This is a genomic window from uncultured Chitinophaga sp., from assembly GCF_937874145.1.
Classification (GTDB): Bacteria; Bacteroidota; Bacteroidia; order Chitinophagales; family Chitinophagaceae; genus Chitinophaga.
Map to the genome: position 1 here is coordinate 1 of NZ_CALNBI010000237.1, position 21,297 is coordinate 21,297.

Below are 21,297 nucleotides of genomic sequence, written 5' to 3' on the forward strand. Positions count from 1 at the left end.
TATCTGCCATGTAAAATAATTTTTATCACGGATAGGGAATTGTTCCCTGCACAGCGTACTTATTCATGTAGCTATTGCCAAGTTATGGACAAACTGGAGCTGATTAAGCAATTTCTGGACAATGCATGCACGGGTGAAGAGGCAGCCAGGGTGGAAGAAATCCTGGCCTCCGAACCCGAACTGGCCGATACGCTCCTCCCGCAGGAGGAATGGGAGCAGCCTGCATCAGCCAACCCGCATACCGGCACCCGCCTGCAGCAGGAAATATGGGCCGGCGTGGCAGCCGCTACGCGCCAAACCGCCCGCCGCCGGACGCTATACACCACCCTGGCCGCTGCCGCCAGCATCCTCATCCTCATCGCCACCGGCATGTATTTCCTGCGCCAGCCCGCTGCCGCTCCGGATCATACGCACGCCATCGTTGCCGGGAACCCGGCGCAGGCCATCATTAACACTACCGGCCGCGACAGTACGTTCACGCTGCCCGATGGCTCTTCCGTGACAATGAAGCCGCAGGCTTCCCTCCTGTACCCTGCTGATTTCCGTGCCAACAGAACCATCCGCCTGTTGAGCGGCAAAGCCATCTTCGATGTAACCGCCGATGCCGCACATCCTTTCGTCGTGATCTCCGGTAACATCTCCACGACCGCCCTGGGCACCCGTTTCCTGGTAGACCATTCCGGCCCGAAAGTAAACGTGCAGCTGTATGAAGGTAAAGTGGCGGTAAAATACCTCGGCAAACAGGTTCAGGTATACCCCACCGTGTTGCAACCCGGTGAGCAATGCTTCGTCAATACACAGCTCGACGGCATCACCGTGGCGCCCGTTCCCGCCCGGCAGCTGCGCTCGGAAGCCGGGATAGCCGGCCCTACTGCAGCCGCCGGCAAAGCCTCCCTCCTGACGTTTAACAATGTTCCGCTCAACGACGCATTCGATGTGCTCGGCGAATTATTCCACCAGCCCATCCGCTACCATCTCGCCGACGTGGAGAAGATGTATTTCACCGGGCAGTTCCACGCAGCCGATTCCCTGTCCGACATCCTGCATATCCTTTCCTCCGTGAACGGATTGTCGGTAACGCAACACGCGGACACGCTGCTGATCACCCGGCCTGCAGCGGAAAGCGGCAAAGCAATACCGGAAGAAGACGGTGCCACCGGCAAGGTAAGCGTCACGAAGTTCACCAATACCCCGCTGGCGGAAGTGTTCCGGGCGATGGAGTCCACGTTCGCCATCAGCATCGGCTACAACCCGCAGGAAGTAGCGCATAAATATTTCACGGGGAATGTTTCGTCGCGGGATGACGCCAATACGATATTAACAATCATCTGCAGGACAAACCAATTGCAATTGACCAGGAACGGCGATAAGTTTCAAATCACCCATAACAGGCAAACCAACAAATAATCCTTTAAAAAGACGCTCAATGAAAATCGATCAGAAAATTCTCCGCTTGCGCGGAGGGTGGATGCTATTGCTTTCTTTGCTCCCGCTGGTCATGCATGCGCAGCAGCATCCCAGGGTAACGGGTGCAGTACTGGATGAAGAATCCGGCCCCATACCAGGCGTGAATGTCATCGTCCGCAGCGATGCCGACTCGCTGCAAAAGTTCGTAGCCGTGACCGACACCAGCGGCATCTTCGTTTTCACGCAGCTGCGCGCCAACGAGCGCTATTCCTTCAGCTTTTCCCATATCGGATACGAGGCGCAAACGCTGCGCAATCTCCTGCTGAAAGAAGGCGACAACAATTCCATCATGGTCAAGCTGGGACTATCTAAAAACGCCAAGCTGAATGAAGTGATCGTTGTGGGTTATGGCACACAGAAGAAAGTAAACCTCACCGGGTCTGTAGCCGTGGTAGACGGCGCCCGGTTGCAGAACCGGCCGGTAACCAACGTTTCCCAGGCGCTCTTCGGCACCGTTCCGGGCGTTACCATCGCATACGGGAGCGCGGGTTTCGAACCCGGCGCCGCCCCCTCCGTGCAGATACGCGGACAGGGCAGCCCTTATGTACTGATCGACGGTACCGCCGGTGATATCACCACCCTGGACCCCAACACCGTGGAAAGCATTTCCATCTTAAAGGATGCCGCGGCCGCCGCGATTTATGGCGCCAGGGCGCCTTATGGCGTATTGCTCATCACCACCAAATCCGGCAAGCTGAACCAGCGGCCGCAGGTGGACTTCTCTTTCAACGGCGGGCCTACGTCCATCATCCGCAAACCCCGCATGGTGGATTCCTACACTTTCGTGCGGGCCATCAATGAGATGCACGACAACCAGGGCGTGGCGCGGCTGTTTGCGGAAAGCACCATCGACCGCATTATCGCCCGGATCAGCGACCCCAGCCTGCCGGAAACAGTCCCCGACCCCGGCAACCCTTCCAAATGGGCGGCCTACCAGCTTTCGAATGGCAATAACGACTGGATCGACGTACACTATGGCTCCGGCTTCCGGACGCAGGAAAACCTTTCCGTGCGCGGCGGTTCCAAAGAAATCGGGTATTTCCTTTCCGCCGGGCATGCGTCGGAGAAAGGCCCGCTGAAGATGGTCGACGACAAATACCACCGGTATAACCTCACGGCCAAACTGGATGCCAATATCAACAGCTGGTGGAAGCTCAGCTCCAACACCCGCATCACCAACGAAGTGCGCGACCGGCCCATCTACAACGGCGAAGGCGGCTACGGCATGCTCATCCACCAGATTTTCCGGACGCATCCGGAAGTGTTCCTCAAATCGCCCAACGGGCACTATTCCCAGTTGTCGCGGGTACCGCAAATGCGCGCCGGCTACGATAAGTTCACCGACAACAATCTCATGCAGCGCATCGCTACCGAAATCAGGCCGCTGAAGAACTGGAGCATCAATGCCGACTATTCTATCGACTACACCGTCAATAACGGCGAAGGCGTGAACCTGGTGGCGTTTGAAGACCAGGTCGACGGTACGCTGGTGCCGATCTCCCTGACGGTTCCTTCGTCCATTTCCAGGAATAAAGCCAACGTCACTTACAAGGCGCTGAACATCTTTTCGTCGTGGAAGCCCGTGATCGCGCGCGACCACCAGGTGGAAGTGATGCTGGGATACCAGCAGGAATCGAATAAGTACGATTACCTCAGCGGTTTGAAAAGGGAGCTCATCACTTCGGAAGTGCCTTCCATCACCACCGCCACGGGCGACATGCAGGCTTTCGACAACCTGAGCCACTGGGCTACATTAGGTTACTTCGCCAGGCTGAACTACAACTACCGGAACCGGTATTTGCTGGAATCGAATGTTCGCTACGATGGTACCTCGAAGTTCGCGGATGGCAAGCGCTGGGGCTTATTCCCCTCCGTGTCTGCCGGCTGGAACGTTTCCCAGGAAAAATTCTGGCAATCGCTGGCCGCGCATGTCCCTTACCTGAAGCTGAAAGCGTCGTGGGGGATGCTGGGCAACCAGAGCGTATCCGCTTACCAGGACCTCGCGCTCGTGGGCGTCAATACCAACCTGGGCTGGATCCTCAACGGTAAGCGCCCGGCTTATACCGGGTCGCCCAACCTGATCAACCGCTACCTGACCTGGGAATCTTCCAAAACCACGAACGCAGGCGTAGAAATCGGTCTTCTCCAGAACAAATTGCAGGTGGAGTTCGAATATTACCAACGCCTGACCTTCGACCGCCTGGGCCCTGCGAAAGCACAGCCCCTGGTGCTCGGCGCCTCCGTTCCGCAGGAAAACAATTCCGAACTGAAGACGCAGGGCTGGGACCTGGGGATTACCTACAAAGGGAAAATCGGCAGTGATTTCGCCTTCTCCGTATCGGCAAACGTATTCGATTACTTCAACGTAGTGACCAAATACCCCAATCCTACCGGTATCCTGACAACAGACTATGCCGGCAAGCGCGTGGGTGAGATCTGGGGGTATGAAACCGTGGGGCTGATCCCGACGGCCGATATGGCCAAAGCGATCAACGACAGCAAATCGCAGAGCTTCATCAACGGGCAGGTTTGGCGGACCGGCGATGTGCAATACCGTGACCTGAACGATGACAAAGTGGTCAACAACGGGAAAAATACCGTAACGGACCATGGCGACCTGCGCGTGATCGGCAATTCGACGGCCCGTTACCAGTATGGGTTCAACCTGACCGCAAACTATAAGAACTTCGACTTTGGCGCTTTCTTCCAGGGGACCGGCAAGCGTGACCTCTGGCTGACGGGCAACATCTTCTGGGGCTTCAACCAATGGAACCAGTCGAGCCTGTTCCCGCACCATATGGATTACTACCGTGATGCCGAAGCATCCGCGTATTCCGGTCTGGGCGTGAACGAAGGCGCGTATTTCCCGCGGCCTTACAGCAATGCCGCGCAATACCTGAAAAACCAGCAGATCCAGACGCGATACCTGCAGAACGGCGCTTACATCCGCCTGAAAAACGCACAGATCGGGTATACGCTGCCGGCATCGGTACTGCAGGCCATCAGGCTGAAGCGGGCCAGGTTGTATTTCTCGGGAGAGAATATCTGGACCCACACAAAACTGCCCGTGGGCTTTGATCCTGAAACAGCCGCCCTGGGCGAGTTCGGTGCGGGCAAGAGCATGTTCACACAGGCCATCTGGGCTTTCGGGCTCAACGTTTCGTTCTAATCCGCAATGCGATTGCGGCCAATCATTACAGACCCTTCAATTCATAGTCATGAAAAAATATCTGATCATCCTGTCGGCATGCAGCGCACTGCTTTCGGTAGCTTCCTGCACCGGGGATTTTTTGGACAGACCGCCATTAACCCAGATAGAAAATGAGGCCTACTGGAAAACGGCGAGCGACCTGGAGAAGTACACTTTACAGTTTTATCCTGATTTCCCGTCGTTCGGCGTTGTGGGCAGTTATATGGGACTGATCGGCTGGGACGGCACCCGTGGCTCGGATGTGCAGATTTCCGCTTCGCCGGCCACCCTGTGGAACGGCACCAATCAGCCCGTAACCGCAGGCGGCAACTGGTCCTGGACGAAGATCCGGAGCGTGAACGTCTTCTTTGAAAACTACGCGAAATGTAAAGACCCGCTGGTGAAATACCAGCAGTTCCTGGGTGAAGCGCATTTCTTCAAGGCCTGGTATTATTTTGAAAAAGTGCGGGCGTACGGAGATGTGCCCTGGTATACCTCGCCGCTCGAGATGGACGATCCCGGCCTCTACAAGGCGCGCGACCCGCGCACCGAAGTGGTGGACTCCATCCTGTGGCACCTCGACAAAGCCGTGGAGCACCTCAACCCGCTGAAGAGCAGTGATGGCGGCAATAACAGGCTCACGAAAGAAGCGGCCCTGCTGTTCAAATCGCGGGTGGCGTTGTACGAGGGCACCTGGCAGAAGTATCATGCCGGAACGGATTTCGGCACTACCGGCGCCGATCCGGGTAAATACCTGCGGGCAGCGGTGAACGCCGCGGAGGAACTGATGAAACCCGTGTATAACTTATCGCTTTTCTCGACCGGGGACCCGGAGAATGATTATCGCGTGTTGTTCTCGCTGATCAATCAAACCGGCAATAAGGAAGTGATCCTGTGGAAGGCGTACGCCGTCAACCTGCAACTTTCCCACTCTTTCCAGATCTACGTATCCGACCGTACCGCGGGCATTTCCATGACCATGCAGCAGGTATATCACTACCTTGGCAGGAACGGGAATGCATATGATTATTTCAATACCGGCAAGTTGGTGAAAGGCAATGCCTTCCTGACGAAAATCGCACAGGAATGCGATCCCCGCCTTGCGCAGACCATCTGGGTGCCCGGCGGTGTGATGTGGGATAATAGTTTCGGGAAAGGCGTGTTCACGTTCCCTTATCTTGACAAATCCGGTGAAACGCTGAACAATACCGGCTTCCAGATCCGGAAGGGGAATGATCCGAAAGACCCGCAGGCGGGCAGCGGCGTTTCCTGGAATACCAGCTGCGAAACCGGCGCGATCGTATTCCGCTATGCCGAGGCTTTGCTGAATTACGCCGAGGCCAAGGCGGAGCTGGGCGAGGCGGTGGATTATGACAGGTCCATCAACCTGTTGAGAAACCGGGCCGGCATGCCGGGATTCAAGGTGCAGGGCGATGTCAACCGGGGCCAATACGCGGACTATGGATATCCTTTGTCCGACCTGCTGCATGAGATCCGGCGCGAGCGGACGGTGGAACTGGGGGCCGAGGGTTTCCGCTACGATGACATCCGGCGGTGGGCGGCTCACAAGCTGATGCAAAAGAAACGCCCGAAAGGGTATCCTTTTGACAAAAATGAATGGGCAGGCAAGAAGATCAATTACGCGCCCGATGCCGATGGCTTCCTGGACCCGTTTGCCACAGCGATCCCGGACGGTTATGGGTTCAATGAAAAAAGGGATTATCTTGAATGCATTCCGCTCAACGAGATTACGTTGAATCCAAAACTCAAACCCAATAATCCGGGCTGGTAACCAGCCGCCAAATCATACATCTATGCCAAATATCATCAGGTATGCCGTTTTTTTGATCCTCCTGCTGGGCACGCTGCGCAGCGAGGGGCAAGTCATCCGTTTCGGGGTGATTGCCGACATCCAGTATGCGGATGCCGACACAAGGGGAACGCGGCTGTACCGCAATTCCGTGCAGAAGCTGAAAGCGGCGATTACCGATCTTAACAAACAAAAGATGCCCTTCCTCATTAACCTCGGCGACGTAGTTGACCGCAACCCGGCCGATTTCGCGCCCGTGTTGCAGGAGATCCGGAAGTTCCGGCGCCCGGTGTATACGACCACGGGCAACCATGATTACCATGGGATACAGTCGAACGATTCGCTGTACCGTTTGCTGAAGATGCCCGCCGAATACTATGCTTTCAGGAAGGGCAACTGGCGTTTTATTATGCTGAACACGAACGAAGTGGCGGCGTACGCCAATGTGAAAGGCACGCCCAGGGAGCAGGAGCTGCAGGAAATGATGGAGCAGATCAAGGCGCGGAAAGGGCGCAACGGTGCGGAGTACAACGGCGGCATCAGCAGCACGCAGATGAAGTGGCTGCAGGGCCTGCTGGCCGAAGCGCAGGAGAAGGGAGAAATGGTGCTGGTGTTATCCCATCACCCGCTGGGCTGCGCGGAGGGGCTTACCGCCCTGAACGACCAGGAAATCGTATCGTTGCTGGCAAAGTACAGCTGCGTTAAGGCACTGATATCGGGCCATCACCATGCGGGCGCCTTCTGCATGGTGGGCAAGCTCCCCTGCATCGTACTGGAAGGCATGGTGGAGACGGACGAGAACTCCTATGGCACTATTGCCCTGCATCCTGACAAGCTCGTGATCACCGGCACCGGCCGCATGACCTCGCGGACGATCCACTTTTAAATGAGCCATTCTTGATACGGAAGGCCTCTCCTGAACGGAGGGGCCTTTTTCATGCTATTGGCCGCCCGCCCGCAGTACCAGGACCCAATCGTTCCCCGGGCCACTGCCGGGCGCCGTGGCTTTCATACGCTCCTTCTTCAGCCATCCCCCTTCCCGCCATACACCTTTACGCGGATCAAACCAGGACAGCCGGTAGCTGGCGGCGGGTAATACACCCGGCACGATCTCCACGTCGCCGCCCACGGGCAGATATGCAGCGGCCACGCTCCCATTGCCGTTGCGGAAGGCTTCCGCATGCGTTGCGGAAGTGTTTTGTGAAATGTTGATGAACGACAGGTCGGGGATTCGTTCCTTTAATGCGAGCTGTTGCATGAACTTCGCCAGGATGCCCGCATGGAAGGCGCCCGGCCGGTCGAGCGCATTGCGCCAGCCGCGGTCGGGGTAGTTGATGGCCGCCACCCTTTCGCTCATGAACTGCCACACCGCATGATGCCCGTAGGTGACACCACAGGCGCCGGCGAACACGGAGCGGTACAGCTGCTTGCGGACGTCGTAGTCCCGGAAGTACCCGTTATCGACATTCCATTTCGGCCAGGGGCTGACGGGATGGTCTTCGTAGTTGGGCTCAGCGTCGAGCGTGGGCTTTGCCGGGCTGAGGCTCCGGTCTTTCTTTACAAAATCCCACACCGCTACGTCGTGCCCGTTGCCGTGGCCGCTTTGGAACATGTTGAAGTCCAGCCAGGCTTCGCGGTGCAGCCACTGCGAACTGGAGCTGCCGCCGGAAGGATGGTAGGTGATGAGTGCTGCTTTACCGAGGATGGACTCGATGCCCTGGGCCAAGCCCCGCCAAACCGGCCGCCAGTCGGATTTATCGTTTTGTGCGGGCCTGTCGCCGCCGAGGATCCAGATGATGTTTTGCTGCCGTTTATAGCGTGCTGCCAGCCATCGGCCGTAGGCATAGGCCTTCGTACTGTCGAACACCACCGGCCCGGCACCCCATAGCTGCGTTACCTTATCGCCCCAGGTGGGCAGGAGGCCGAGGTACATCCCGCGGGCGGCGGCCCATTTTGCGGTACTGTCTACCAGTGAGAAGTACCGTTCGTTGGGCTTCGCCGGATCGTTATTGACGAAAGGTACTTCGCCATACCGGTTCGGCTGGGTGAGGCCCTCCATTTCCGCGAGCACCACGGCCTGGATCACCGTAAATCCCTTGGCGGCCCTGTTATCGAGGTAATCCTTGATTTCGGGGGCGTCCAGGCGATGGAAGAGTTCCCAGCCGGTGTCCCCCAGCCAGAAGAACGGCCGCCCGTCGGCATGCAGGAGCGACCGGCCGTCCGGGCTGACGTGCAGGCGGCCGGGGGGCTGCTGGGCAATCACCGGCAAGTGCAAGAGCAGGAAGAATAAGGTGAAAACGCTGTAGCGCATAACGTGGCTTTTGGTTTACAGGACGGAGCCTATTGCATCTAAAATATACAACCATTTCCGCTATTCCGGAAGCACCGTCAGCCACTGCAATGCGAAAGCCCGCCTTGGTGGCGGGCTTTCGCTGCTTATCATGCACTATTTCAACACTGGTTCAACCCGCCAGCTTCTCCAGAATCCCCGGGAGGCGTTCTTTATTGTAGAAGTCGAGCGATTCCGCTACGTTACCGTCCGGGCCCACCACTACTACATGCGGGATGCTGGTGATGCCGAACAATTTCTTCACGGGAGAACCGTCTTTAAAACCTCCGTCCACCAATCCCTGCATCCATTCCATGTTTAATTCCGACATGGCTTTCCGCCATTCATCGTCTTTTTCATCGAAAGAAACCGCCACGAACACGACGTTCCGGTCCCGGTATTTATTGTACAGTTCGCGCATCTTAGGAATATACGCGCGACAGGGCGCACACCATGAAGCCCAGAAGTCCAGCACCACTGTGGCGCCTTTCAGGCTGGCCATGGAGAATTTCCTGCCCGAGGGGTCTGTCATTATAAAATCAGGAACCGGCTTGCCCGCAGCCGTTTTCTTATAATTGGCGATCCTTTCGGCCAGTAGCTGCCCGTGCCAGGATCCGCGGCCGGAGAGGGACAGCAGGCCATAAGCCTTTTCGGCTTCCTCTCTCCTTTTCGCATATTTGTGTGCAAGGAAAGGCGCAACCTCGTTGTAAGGGTTTGCCTCGATATACTCCATAAATGGCTTGCCGCTCATGATGAATGCCCAAAATTGTTCATTCATCAATCCGCCTTTGAATGCACGGCCGTTTAAGCTTTGGAAATCTCCGGCTACCGTGTATTCGGCATTCTCCAACAGCAGATCGACTGTCCGCGTGCTGATCTTGAGCCGCACCAGTTCGGGATGATCTACTTTTCCCTTGAATACAAATTCGCCGTTGACGATGCGAACGCGTTCCGGCCACACTTCTTCCGACGCTTCCCCTTCGTGCCGGTGCGGGTCGACGGATACATAGCCGCTGACGATGCCGGTCACTTTACCACGGATCACGAACCCCTCATCTGCTAAAACCAGTAAAGGCGCCAGCAAATAAACAGCGAGCTGAATAATTGATTTCATGTAGATGGTTATTTGATGAGTTCGGTAAGTTTTTTATCGATATCGGCGCCATACAGACCGGTGGCCAGTACTTTCCCGTCGGGCCCGATGAGCACATTGAACGGAACGTAGCCTACGCCGTACGCCTTGGCGGCGGGCTCGGCCCAACCTTTGAGACTGGACAGATTGGTCCAGTTCAGTGCATGTTTTTTGATGGCATTCTGCCAGGCTGTTTTGTCCTTGTCGAGCGACACGGCCAGCATCACGAAGTTGTCGCTTTTGAATTTATCATGGGCTGCTTTCAGGAAAGGGATCTGCGGCTTGCAGGGCCCGCACCAGCTGGCCCAGAAGTCGATAAACACGTATTTGCCTTTGAAATGCGACAACGACACGGAGTTGCCGTTTTCATCCGGCGCACTGAATTCCGGCGCTACCGCCCCTGCTACCACCACGCCGCTCTTTACGGTCTCGGCAGAATCCAGCGTTTCAAATGTGATGCCGGGAAGCGGATCGGGGCTCGTACCTTTAAGGCGCTGATAGATGCGGGATTCCTTTGCGTGATCTCCCAGCATGGCGAAAATTTCTTCGCGCTCCTGTTTGCCATGGAAATAGCACATCAGGTAAACCGACAATCCTGAGTTGGGATGTTTACGGATCCAGGCCAGCATTTCTTCCTTATACTTCGCCTGGATGCTGTCGCCCCGGCGGTCGTACTCGGTGGCCGCATCTTCGTCGCCGATAGCGGAAGCCTGCCGGAACTTCGCCTCCAACCCATTGAATTCCTTCCAGCGATTCGTAGCGGGATCGATCATTGCCCAGACCTCGCGCCATTCTTTCACCCATTTATCGCCGGAGTAATTTGCTTTGCGCAGTTCCATCCCTTCGCCCGCAATATGCATTTTACCTTCCTCAAAGTAAGCCAGGGTTGCACCTACTTCCGGATCGGGATTGGTCCCCAGTTTGAGAATGAAGATGCTGCCACCGTACTCCATAGGCACCTTGAATGTGAAGCGGTTGTTCTTCATCCGGGTACTGTCATACGTACCGTTGTAAGCGTCAAATATCTGCACCAGTGAATCGTTCGGCCCGTTCTTCATGTGCCCGGTGATGACCGCGATTTTTTCCTTTTTCGGTTCCGGGCTTGCAATTGACTTCTTATGATCCAGCTGACCGAATGCACTGCACGTGGCAAAGCAACACAGCAATAGCGAAATTTTTCTCATTGGTTACTATTTTATTGAATTGATGAATCGGAATGAAAAGTTTATGGTACCGCGGTCAACGGATGTGAGCAGATATCTTCCAGTACGGAAACGGCTTCCGCTACATACAAATCTTTTGCTATTCGCGCTGCCCAGGCTGCGTTGCCGGCCGTTACAGGCTCCGGCTGCCGCAGGTCGGGCCGGATATGTTGCGCTTCCGGGAACCTGGCCAGCAGCTGCCGGCCTTGCGGCAGCGTCTGGCTGTCCGCTATTTGCCTATTCAGGTTCGATAACCGGCGGTAATATTGTCGGAAACCGGCCATCTCCACCGGAACTGCCGCAACCGCCAGCGAGCGCCGGAGGCGCTGCGCCTCCCCGATCGCGGTAAATGCCGGTGAGGCCGCGACGCGCTTTCGCGCGGATGCCACAACGCGTTCGTAATCGAAAGCAGGGCCCCACTTTTCGAATGGTGTCAGTGTAATGGTATCGCAGGCCAGGCTAGCGGAATAGTCTTTTTCCATAACGCCGTCGGTCACCATGCGTTCCTGCAAAATGATGTCCGGGATTACGCCTTTCAGTTGCGTGGATGTTCCATTGACGCGGTAGAACTTCTGCATAGTGAGCCGCAGGCTGCCGTAACTGACGCTGCCCGCGCCGCTTTCAGGATCACCCATCTTTCCGAGGTTGACCGTCATTTGGGCCGTGCCTTTCCCGAAAGTGGAAGAGGGACCCAGTACAATGCCGCGGCTGCGGTCCTGGATAACGGCCGCGAAGATTTCGGATGCCGACGCACTGCTTTCATCCACCAGCACGGTCAAAGGCCCTTCATAAGCCGGATGGGCCGCCGGGATGACGTACTCGTTAAATCCCTCGCGCGTCCGTAACCAAGTAACAGGGCCTCCGGGCAGGAAGAAGCCTGCCATCCGCACCACTTCATCCAGCGAACCGCCGCCGTTGCCGCGAAGATCGATGACGATGCCTGCCACATCCTCGCCCTTGAGCTTTTCCAGCTGCACCGACACATCAGCTGCCGCGCCGTGCACGTTCATACCGTTGGGGTCAATGTAAAATACCGGCAGGTGGATATACCCGAAATTCCGGCCGTCCTTCTCCAATACCAGCCCCCTGGCGCGGTTCTCCATGTCGATGACCTCATCGCGCTGCAGGCGCACCAACCGCGATGGCTCGCCTTTCTGCCGCAGCATCAGCTGCACTTCCGAGCCTTTCTCCCCGCGGATCATGGCCGCCACTTCGCTGGCCGCCATGCCCGAAACAGTCACGAGCCGGCCTTCCGGGTCAGACACCGATATCACGATATCGTTTTCCTTCACCGTTCCGCTCCTGGCCGCCGTACCACCCGGCAGGAGCCGCTTGATGTAGAAGTCAGCATCCTGCTCCGACAATTCCAGGCCCAGGCCGAAATAACGCTTGCTCAGCATTTCTTCCAAGGTTTTGTCTTTCGGCGCGCTGTACAGCGTATGCGGATCCGTCTCCTGCGTGGCCACAGCGAGATAAAGGGTAAACTTATCATCTGCCGCGGAAGGCTTTTCCATGGGCCGGAACTGTTCGTCGTACCAGCGTTTCACCTTCAGCCGTGCTTTGGTCATCATGGCCGTGTCCAATTCCGCATCCGTATCGCCCGCGGCTTCTTTCATTTCCATATAACTGCGCAGCACATGATATTTGAGGAGCCGGTGCCAGAGGGCTTGCCGTTCCTGCGCCGTAACGGGGAAAGGCTGGTCCTTCCGGGAAACGATCACACTATCCTTTTCCGTACATGCAACCGGGCTTTGCAAAAACTGTGTGTAGATGGCCCGTACTTCCTGCGCCCTGCGTGCGTACACGGGGAAAACCGCATCAAAAAATGCGGTGCCGCCGGATCGCAGCTGATCGTCGATCTGCCGTTCGTGCACGGCCAGCGAACGAATATCTTCCGCCAGGAAAATTCCACTGCCGGGGTCTAGCGTTTGCAGGTATTTTTTATATACCGCCGCGGAAAAAGCATCATTTGCCGGCCGCGGCGCAAAATGTCTTTTTCCGATTCTCTCCATGAGCGCCTTCACGACCTGCTCCCGGAAAGCTTTCCGCTGCTCCGCATCTGCCGGCACCTGTGCCTTCGCCACTATTCCGGTGGCGATCAGCAGGGCCATCAGACGGGCGGCGCGGAATCGTTTCATTCTATACATCTTTCTTGGTTTTTATCGCATGCAAATCCCCGGGAGGGCGGTTCGCCGCCCTCCGGTCCGGGTTTCAAGTCTTTGTCAATAAAGGTTAGGGAAGCTGCCCTATCGCCTGCAGGTCCACGCCGTGCACTGATTGGTAGTAGGCCGTGATGGCGTTGTACTTTTTGCGGATGAGCCCTTTCTGATCGACATCCGGGCGAAACACGCCTTCCTCCAGCTCCGCGGTCGTTTTGCCGGTAATGAGTGCTATGTAGGATAGAAAGTCCTCGGTGAGATCAACAGTCAGCGCCGTCGACACCACGCCTTCAGACAGCCGCTGGTACTGTCCGTACAGGTTTGCATACCCGACGGCCGGCATCAGCGCCTGAAAGGCCGGGGGCACCTCCACCGACAATGTGCGATAGGCACGCTCCCAATAGAACCGGTGCAGCTGGCTGCGCATGTCCTTTACTTCAGCCGGCGTTTTGTTCAGGATGGTGCTATCCGCCCAGCCGATGGCCAGCATACCATTAGTGCTCGCATAGCCACTGGCGGAACGCGTACTGCCCGAACCGATGTAAGCCGCCAGCAGGATCCTGAAAGGCATCGTTTTTTGCAAAAAAGCCTCCGGGTAATAATCCGTCAGCTGCCTTCTGAAGAACTGAAGCGCAGTATCGATATAAGCAGGATTGGCATTGAATGCTGTATCCGTTTTCGTGGAAGTATAGTTCCAGGCATAATCGTTGTGAGAAAAGCGGTACAGCACATAAGATTTATACCGCAGATGGAAAGCCATAATAGTATCGTCTACCGGATTATTGCCCTGCGGCAGCAGGTGCAGCGGCACAGGTGGCGTTGGCGTTGGCGCGGATTCTTTGCCGCAGGCAGCCAGGAGCATCAGTATACATGGAAAGAGGTATAGCCTCATGACGGTGAGTTTTTTACGGTTTGGGAATCAGTCTGGCTGGCGAAGCCCGGACATGGCGTTATTTCGTTGGAGTGCCGGGTTCCGCTGGTGCACTTCCTCGGGAATAGGGATCACATACTGCGGGTCTCTTTTCCTGAGCGTGTAATATTCTACGGTCGACAAGTCCGGCGTGTACTCATGGCGGATGGTGGGCATTCCGTAGCGGCGAAGGTCGAACCATCGGTGCCCCTCCAGGTACAATTCGCGCCGGCGTTCCTCCCTGCATTTATCCAGCAGCACATTGGCCGGCATCGTGGTCCAGGGCTGGTAAGCACTATTCCCGATGCGGGTTTCACGCAATGTATTGAGGCTCTTGAGCGCTTGGGCAGCCGCACTCGCATCCCCCTTGGCGTACAACTGAATATACGCCTCCGCGCGGTTGAGATACGCTTCCGCACTACGCCACGAATTACTGGGCTGCAAACCGGCATTGGCTACATCGCCCAGCACTTTCAGCTGCTGGTATTCCACAGCCACATAAGGCTTAAGGAACGGGGGGATCACCACGATCCCGACCTTTTTGCGCAGGTCTTCCGCCTCAAACGAATTCACCAGGCCGTGAGACAGCTCGAAAGTATAGCCGTATCCCGGCGGAAAATGCTCGGTGATCTTTCCATAGCACCAGATCGATTCCACGTTGTCCGGCCCGATCAGCATCTTGTCTTTCGTTGGCGGCTCGCTTCCCCATTGCGCATATTGCATCAATTGCGGATGCTCCCGCAGCACCGCATCGGCGTGCCGGATACAATTGTTCCAGTCTTCCATATAGAGATACACTCGGCTGGCCAGCAGATGCGCCGCCAGATCCGATATGCGGAATACATTGTTGCGCTGCCTGCTCTTTCCCAGGTAAAGGATGGCGCTGTCAAGATCACGCGTAATCCGGGCGTACACTTCCTGGACGGTATTGCGCTGCATGTAATCATCCGTCAGGTCGGCGGTGATACGGATCGGTACACCCGGGCTTTGATCAGGAGCGGCAGTAGAGTCATTGTAGGGCCGGGCGTAAAGATTCACCAGCATAAAGTGGTACCAGGCGCGCAAGGCATAGGCTTCACCTTTGATCTGGTCCTTCTCCGCCTGGCCGCCTATCGAAGCGTCGAGGTGCTGCAATACGACGTTGGTCCCGAGGATTAGTTTATAGTACACCGCCCATGCGTTGACGTTCATCGTAAACCCGCTCACCCCGGTTTGTGTACCGAAAGCGGGCTGCCACTGGTAGATGTTCCTGACGCTGAGGATGGATTGAAGACTGGACGAAACGGAAGGGCCTACATAGCATTGGGAGTCGTCGTCCAGGAAAACGAGCCAGGGGTGGATGACGGACTGGTTGTCAGGGTATCCATCCGCGAAAAGTATCTCCCCGAAATCAGCGGTGCGCCTGGGCGTGAGGTCGGTTTCAGAATATTCCTCCAGGAACTTCCTGCACGAAACCATTCCCAACGCGTAGAGGCATATGATGAGCAATTTCTTCATGTACTTGCTTTGGAATTAAAAATTGGCGTTGATGTTCATAGCAAACTGGCGTGTCAGCGGCAGCGCGGTGGTACCGATGCCGGATATCTCCGGATCTTGCCCTTTCAGCCGCTTGTTGGCGATGGTAAACACGTTATTCACGCTCACTCCAAGGCTCAGTCCCTTTATTTCGGAACTGCCCAGCACGGTTTGCGGCAACGCATAACTAAGGTTCAGGAAATTGCATCGCAGGTAATCGTTTTTAACCGTCCGCAGGCTGGACATATTATACGCCTCCAGCGGGTGCACCCGGATATCTTTCAATACGCCCCAGCTCATCCGCTCGGAATAGTAAGGGACGAGTACATATGCCGTGCCTGGCAACCGGTCTACCAACACCGGAATGTCAGTATGCAGTTCATCTCCCGGCCTTCGCCAGCGTTGCAGATACTCCTTGCTCAGATTAGCCGATGCCGCCGGCACCCCATCACCTACAGAAAGCCGGTTGAACACAGGATTTAACCTTTTGATGCTGCCAAGGCTGACGAATATCGCGGCCGACATGGTAAACGAATGATAGCGGAATACCGGTGAAATATTCCAGGTAACCTTCGGCTGCGTCTGCCCCGAATAGACCAGGAAATCGTCGGGATTGCTGGTCTTATCCACCCGGTTGAGCCGGTCGAATTCCGGCAAACCGGTTTCGTGATGCAGTCCTTTAAAGACAAAGGAATACATCCCGGATACCGCCCGGCCTGGCAGGTTGCCGTTGCCGGACAACAGACTGTAAAAGTCCTGGCGCGACACATCTTCCGATACCTTATTAAAATTCCGGCTGGTGGATATGCTGACAGACAGGATGGTAGCGGCATTTCGGATCAGCTGGGCGTTCACCATCAGTTCGAGGCCGCGGTTGTAAAGGTTGCTCCCGTTACGGTACATGAACTCCAGGCCGTATTCGTAAGGGATATTAAGCAGGTCGATAACGTCTGTCGTTCTTTTGGCGTACCAATCGAGGCTCAGGCCCAGCCGGCTGTCCAGTAGCATGAGGTTGGTTCCGACGTTCCACTGGTAAGTCTTTTCCCAGCGCAGGTCGGGATAAGGCAGTGTTTTGATGGAAAGATATGGGAGCTGGGTGACGGGGTCTTTTTCATTGCCGGAGTAAGTAGCGATCAGGTGGGGGCCAACGGAAGTTACTACATTGCCTTGCGTACCGAAAGAGGCTTTGATTTGCCAGTCGTTGACAAGCCGGCCGGCCGGGAACCAGCTTTCCTGGGCCAGATTCCAGCGGCCGCCGATGCTGTAGTTGGGCAGGAACCGTCTGTTGGCATACTGGCCGAAGCGGTTGTTCCCGTCTACACGCACCGTGCCGCTGAGGATGTATCGGTTCATAAGACTGTAAGCGGCAGTAGCGTAGCCGGAAACCGCATTGTTTTTCGAATTGGAGAGCGTCTGGCGGCTGAATATTTCACGCGAGCGGGCAGTTGGGGAAAACAGGTTGCCCCTGTCGGGGAAAAAGCCCGGTTCCGATGTAAACAAGTTGCTGGATTGCTGACTGCGGATTTCATGCCCCAGCGACACGTTGAACTGGTCGCGCTGCCCGGATACGTTGCGGGTGTAATCCAGGCTGTTGCGGATCCCCAGCGTCCTGGTGTTGCTATTGCTCAATTCCGCGATTCCGCCTACTGGCAGGTTTGAATTCTCAATGGCTTTGGCTGTGGGTGTCCAGGTAAGGTCCCAGCCGCGAAGCTGTGCGACGGCGTAACTGTACTGATCGGCATATATCATGCCTTCCGCACCATCTGTAATGAAATTCGTGGAGTTCCGGAACTGTAGGCCTTGGGCGAGCTTATAGTCCAGGGCGAGGTTCACGTTTACCGATTGGATGCGGGTAGTGTTGCCCGTGTGGCTGGTCTCGCGGTGGATATTGTAAAAAAGCGGATGCGGCGGGGCGCCGAACTCCTCCGTGTTCAGGACCGAGGCCACCAGCGACCGCGGGTATTCCTCATCTCCCCCGATCGTGCGGCTGGTCTGCAACGCATACGTTAGCGGGTTAACGGAGGAATGATAGCCGGTAGCGGTGCGATAGTTTCCCTGCAACGAAAGATCCAGCATCAGGCGGCTGCCGATCTGCGACCGGATGTTCATGTTGGCGCCGTACATTTTGTTGCCGTCCATATTGGCGGCGCCTTTGTTGTCGCCGAAGCTCAGAGAAGCGTAATACGTTGTTTTGGTATTGCCCCCGCTCATGCTCAGCGAATGCTGCATGCCAAACTGGTTCCTGAACAGCTCGCCGAACCAATCGGTATTCCGTGTTTCAAGCGCCGCCACCTGGCGATGAAATTCCGCTTCGGTGATCCGTTGCGCGTATAGGGCCTGCAACAAGCCTTCGTAAGAGATGTTTTCCATCAATCCGAGCACATCCCCGAAGGCAATGCCGTCTTCCACCACCTGTTTGGAAAAAGCAACTCTTTCTTTCGAGTCCATCAGGCCAAGGCGTTTATACCGGGGCTTCAATTGAAAGGAGAAGTTCGAATTGTAGGCGATGCGCATCGGCCCTTCCTTCCCGCGTTTGGTGGTGATAACGATCACACCGTTCGCCGCGCGCGTTCCGTAGATGGCGGTGGCGGCCGCGTCGCGGAGAAAGGTGAGGCTTTCGATATCATAAGGGTTTACGCCGCTGACGGCGTTTCCCATCATTTCATAATTGGAACGGGCCCCGCCGCTGACGATGTCGTTGAGGACGGCAGAAGAAATATCCACAGGATCGGGCCGGATCATCCCGTCGATCACCCACAGCGGCGCTGCATTGCCGATCAGCGTGGAAGTGCCCCTGATGCGCATGGTGGGTGATGCATTGACGCTTCCGGAAGTATTGATCACCATCAACCCCGGCACTTTACCCTGCAGCATCTTGTCGATAGTCGGCACTCCGGGCTGCAGCACCTCTGCCGCATTCAGCTTGAAAACGGAGCCTGTGGCCAGCCGCGGATCGATTTTCTGGTAGCCGTTCACTACCACTTCCTGGATAATCCGGGCAATGGTATCCATCTTCAGCACGACCAGCGGTTCTTTGGTACTCCTGGCTACGTAGGTCAGGGGCTTCATTCCCATCCGCGACAAATACACCGGTTCATTCTCTTTCGGTACGATCATGAACATGCCGTCGGTTTGCGTAACCGTCATTTCCCGGCTATGCTGCGCGCGGACGCTCACCCCTGCCAGTGGATTGCCCGCGGGGTCCGTAACGCGCCCCCGGAGCACCACATGCGTTTCCCCATGTGGCGTTCTTTCCGCCGATGTGGCCGGTAATTCCCTTTTTCGGATGATGATCCCCCCGAATTCCTCGATATAAGTCAGGTTGGTCTTCTTTAGCACTTCATCCAGCAGAACACCCAGCGAAACGTCGCGCAGGCTGATGGTGACGGGTGGCTGGCCCTCGATATGGTCGCTGTTGAACGTGAGCCGGATGCGCAGCTGCCGGCGGAGGTCTTTGAACACCCTTCCGAGAGGGGAATTGCGCGTTTCGTAGCTGACCTTCCTCGTCAGGATAGTGGGCTTTGCCTGTTCCTGGGCGCCCAACCGTTGCCCTGCAATCACCAGGGCCAGCAGGAGAAGGCTGCACCATCGGGCGCGACGGTACAGTGCCTCCAGTCGGACGGAGGACGTGCCGGATAATCTTTTCATTTGGTTTGATATTATGGTTATTCTATCTTTTGCCGGGCTGCCAATCCCACTACTGATGCACCGCTTCGATGTAAACCGTTCTCCCGTCTATCCGGAAGTGCAAGTCCTGCCGGCTGCTCTTCAGGTGATCGAGTACAACCTGGAGCTTTGCCGGGCGCGGCATGTCTAATGTAAACCTGAGCTTTCTCATGTCTGGTCCGGCAAAAACAAATTCATAATCGTAATAGCGGGAGAGGCTTTTCGTGATGGCCTCCAGCTCTTCGCCGTCGAAATAAAGGTCTCCATCCTTCCAGGCGGTAAAATCGCGGGTGTCTACCTCGCGTTTTCCAAAGCCGCCGCCGGGATTGTAATCCAACTGTTCGTCCGGCAGGAGCACCATTTGCTGTTGCGCTGCCGACACCCGGAGCTTTCCGGTGCAGAGGGTTGTGACGACGGATGATGTATAGGTATTGACGTTGAACGTGGTGCCGAGGACGGTCATCGTTACCCCGCGCGAGCGTACGATAAAAGGTTGGCCGCTCCGTTGGGCCACGTCGAAGTATGCCTCGCCTTCCAGTAGGACTTCCCTTTCAGGCCCGTCAAATACTTGCGGGTAAATGAGGCGGGAGCCGGCGTTGAGCCAGATTTTGGAGCCATCGGCAAGCTGCACCCGAAAGGGGAGCCCATTAGGCACTAACAGCGTGTCCTTACCGGAACAGTATTCTTGCCTGGTATCGGCCGTGTATTTCAGTCCCTGGCTGCCGGAATGGATGAGGGCCCCACTTTGTTGCCGGATTGTCCCGGAAACTTTGCCGGGCTCCACTACCCTGCCGTCGGCCATGCGCAATTCTACGTTTTGGCGGGGGGCGCTTTCTGCCAGAACCGGATTGCGGGTGCCCGGGGCTTGCAGCAACCAAACTGCTGCTCCTGCCGCCAGGATCAAAACAGCTGCGGCGGCCAGCCATAACCGCAAGGCCGGGCGCCTCCGGCGGTGCGCATGCGCTTTACGGAATGCTTCCCAACCGGTTTCCTCATTAAAATCGGGGGCGGCTAATGCTGCGCGCAGTTCCCTGTTTGCAGCGAAGGCGGCCAACTCTTCTTTGTTCATGTTCGGGGGGATGGAATGAGTATCCAGCGAATGCAGCAATTTCTCCCAGTCTGCCCCTTGATCTTGCGTTGGATGGTTCATATACTGTTTCGGTGAACGTTAAAAATTGAAACCCTGGCCCAGGCATGCCCAGATAACGGTGGCGGGTACCGTCAGCCACTTGCACTCTTCGCGCAAGAACTGCAAGGCCAGCCTGATTTGCGTTTTAACGGTATTGACCGAGATGCCGAGCGTGGCCGCAATGTCTTTGTATTTGATATTCTGCTGGTTGCTCATCAGGAAGATTTTCCGCCGTTGCTCCGGCAGGCGGGAGAGTACTTCCCAAACCGCCGCGTAACGCGCTTCCCTGGCTTGTTTATCTTCCGAAGGGAAGCCCGCGGCCAGCTCTTCCATGACAGGGATTTCCTCCAGCCGGATCCGGCCCGCTTTCTTGAGATAATTGATGGCCAGGTAACGAATGGCGCCCGAAGCGTAGCTTTTAAAATCCTGCAGGATAACGATCTTATGCCGGCGGTTCCAGAAATCGAGGTAGAAATCCTGCACGATATCGCGGGCGGCATCCCTGTCGTCCACTACATAATATGCGATGGTACAGAGATGTACGTAGTGGGACTTGAACTGCTGCTCAAAAGAAGCAATTTCGGCGGTGGTTACGTGCGTCATAGCGTCGTTACTGCGATCCATGTTGTCTGCACAAGTTAAAAATATGCCGGTAGAAAGTCCACTCATAGTAGCCAGTTGAACGGTATTTCATGTGCAGGTCAATGGAAGGGGTGAAAAGGGTGAAGAGATGGCGGCGATTTTTTTTGAAAATCTTTACCCTGGGGCCGGTTATCCCCTTCAAAACA

At 56.1% G+C, this 21,297-nt stretch carries 13 protein-coding genes; 4 read left to right on the forward strand and 9 right to left on the reverse strand.

Annotated features, from left to right (window positions below; all coding sequences use genetic code 11):
- The first annotated feature begins 84 nt into the window (after positions 1–84).
- Genes Q0510_RS11590 through Q0510_RS11605 form a run of 4 tightly spaced genes read left to right on the forward strand, consistent with a single transcriptional unit; the run spans position 85 to position 7,353 of the window.
- Positions 85–1,407 (forward strand): FecR family protein, encoded by a 1,323-nt coding sequence (locus Q0510_RS11590; RefSeq protein WP_298711495.1) that lies wholly within the window; start codon positions 85–87, stop codon positions 1,405–1,407.
- 19 nt (positions 1,408–1,426) lie between these two features.
- Positions 1,427–4,636 (forward strand): SusC/RagA family TonB-linked outer membrane protein, encoded by a 3,210-nt coding sequence (locus Q0510_RS11595; protein ID WP_298711498.1) that lies wholly within the window; start codon positions 1,427–1,429, stop codon positions 4,634–4,636.
- 49 nt (positions 4,637–4,685) lie between these two features.
- On the forward strand, positions 4,686–6,449 hold the full coding sequence (locus Q0510_RS11600; RefSeq protein WP_298711501.1) for a RagB/SusD family nutrient uptake outer membrane protein: 1,764 nt from the start codon (positions 4,686–4,688) through the stop codon (positions 6,447–6,449).
- Positions 6,450–6,471: 22 nt separating this feature from the next.
- Positions 6,472–7,353, forward strand: coding sequence for a metallophosphoesterase (locus Q0510_RS11605; RefSeq protein ID WP_298711504.1), 882 nt, complete (start codon positions 6,472–6,474; stop codon positions 7,351–7,353).
- Positions 7,354–7,407: 54 nt separating this feature from the next.
- Here the strand turns inward: Q0510_RS11605 and Q0510_RS11610 are convergent, their stop codons facing one another.
- From Q0510_RS11610 to Q0510_RS11650, 9 genes are all read right to left on the reverse strand, one after another.
- The gene (locus tag Q0510_RS11610) at positions 7,408–8,778 is read right to left on the reverse strand and encodes a DUF4038 domain-containing protein (protein WP_298711508.1); all 1,371 of its coding nucleotides are present in this window, start codon (positions 8,776–8,778) and stop codon (positions 7,408–7,410) included.
- A gap of 151 nt (positions 8,779–8,929) precedes the next feature.
- On the reverse strand, positions 8,930–9,910 hold the full coding sequence (locus Q0510_RS11615; RefSeq protein ID WP_298711511.1) for a TlpA disulfide reductase family protein: 981 nt from the start codon (positions 9,908–9,910) through the stop codon (positions 8,930–8,932).
- An 8-nt stretch (positions 9,911–9,918) separates the two neighbouring features.
- The gene (locus Q0510_RS11620; protein ID WP_298711514.1) at positions 9,919–11,112 is read right to left on the reverse strand and encodes a TlpA disulfide reductase family protein; all 1,194 of its coding nucleotides are present in this window, start codon (positions 11,110–11,112) and stop codon (positions 9,919–9,921) included.
- A gap of 41 nt (positions 11,113–11,153) precedes the next feature.
- The gene (locus Q0510_RS11625) at positions 11,154–13,277 is read right to left on the reverse strand and encodes a S41 family peptidase (RefSeq protein ID WP_298711516.1); all 2,124 of its coding nucleotides are present in this window, start codon (positions 13,275–13,277) and stop codon (positions 11,154–11,156) included.
- 85 nt (positions 13,278–13,362) lie between these two features.
- Positions 13,363–14,181, reverse strand: coding sequence for a hypothetical protein (locus Q0510_RS11630; RefSeq protein WP_298711518.1), 819 nt, complete (start codon positions 14,179–14,181; stop codon positions 13,363–13,365).
- 27 nt (positions 14,182–14,208) lie between these two features.
- Entirely contained in the window at positions 14,209–15,696 is a 1,488-nt protein-coding gene (locus Q0510_RS11635; protein WP_298711521.1) for a RagB/SusD family nutrient uptake outer membrane protein, read from the reverse strand.
- A gap of 15 nt (positions 15,697–15,711) precedes the next feature.
- The gene (locus Q0510_RS11640; RefSeq protein WP_298711524.1) at positions 15,712–19,362 is read right to left on the reverse strand and encodes a SusC/RagA family TonB-linked outer membrane protein; all 3,651 of its coding nucleotides are present in this window, start codon (positions 19,360–19,362) and stop codon (positions 15,712–15,714) included.
- Positions 19,363–19,411: 49 nt separating this feature from the next.
- Complete coding sequence (locus Q0510_RS11645; RefSeq protein ID WP_298711527.1) at positions 19,412–20,449, reverse strand: FecR domain-containing protein; 1,038 nt, start codon at positions 20,447–20,449, stop codon at positions 19,412–19,414.
- A 99-nt stretch (positions 20,450–20,548) separates the two neighbouring features.
- Complete coding sequence (locus tag Q0510_RS11650) at positions 20,549–21,133, reverse strand: sigma-70 family RNA polymerase sigma factor (RefSeq protein ID WP_298711530.1); 585 nt, start codon at positions 21,131–21,133, stop codon at positions 20,549–20,551.
- Positions 21,134–21,297: the final 164 nt, after the last annotated feature.

Excerpts from the sequence above, each read along its gene's own strand:
- Q0510_RS11595 (WP_298711498.1), top strand. The coding sequence starts at position 1,427 with ATGAAAATCGATCAGAAAATTCTCCGCTTGCGCGGAGGGTGGATGCTA.
- Q0510_RS11625 (WP_298711516.1), bottom strand. The coding sequence starts at position 13,277 with ATGTATAGAATGAAACGATTCCGCGCCGCCCGTCTGATGGCCCTGCTG.
- Q0510_RS11640 (WP_298711524.1), bottom strand. The coding sequence starts at position 19,362 with ATGAAAAGATTATCCGGCACGTCCTCCGTCCGACTGGAGGCACTGTAC.
- Q0510_RS11590 (WP_298711495.1), top strand. The coding sequence starts at position 85 with ATGGACAAACTGGAGCTGATTAAGCAATTTCTGGACAATGCATGCACG.
- Q0510_RS11650 (WP_298711530.1), bottom strand. The coding sequence starts at position 21,133 with ATGGATCGCAGTAACGACGCTATGACGCACGTAACCACCGCCGAAATT.
- Q0510_RS11605 (WP_298711504.1), top strand. The coding sequence starts at position 6,472 with ATGCCAAATATCATCAGGTATGCCGTTTTTTTGATCCTCCTGCTGGGC.
- Q0510_RS11635 (WP_298711521.1), bottom strand. The coding sequence starts at position 15,696 with ATGAAGAAATTGCTCATCATATGCCTCTACGCGTTGGGAATGGTTTCG.
- Q0510_RS11610 (WP_298711508.1), bottom strand. The coding sequence starts at position 8,778 with ATGCGCTACAGCGTTTTCACCTTATTCTTCCTGCTCTTGCACTTGCCG.
- Q0510_RS11645 (WP_298711527.1), bottom strand. The coding sequence starts at position 20,449 with ATGAACAAAGAAGAGTTGGCCGCCTTCGCTGCAAACAGGGAACTGCGC.
- Q0510_RS11630 (WP_298711518.1), bottom strand. The coding sequence starts at position 14,181 with ATGAGGCTATACCTCTTTCCATGTATACTGATGCTCCTGGCTGCCTGC.
- Q0510_RS11620 (WP_298711514.1), bottom strand. The coding sequence starts at position 11,112 with ATGAGAAAAATTTCGCTATTGCTGTGTTGCTTTGCCACGTGCAGTGCA.
- Q0510_RS11615 (WP_298711511.1), bottom strand. The coding sequence starts at position 9,910 with ATGAAATCAATTATTCAGCTCGCTGTTTATTTGCTGGCGCCTTTACTG.
- Q0510_RS11600 (WP_298711501.1), top strand. The coding sequence starts at position 4,686 with ATGAAAAAATATCTGATCATCCTGTCGGCATGCAGCGCACTGCTTTCG.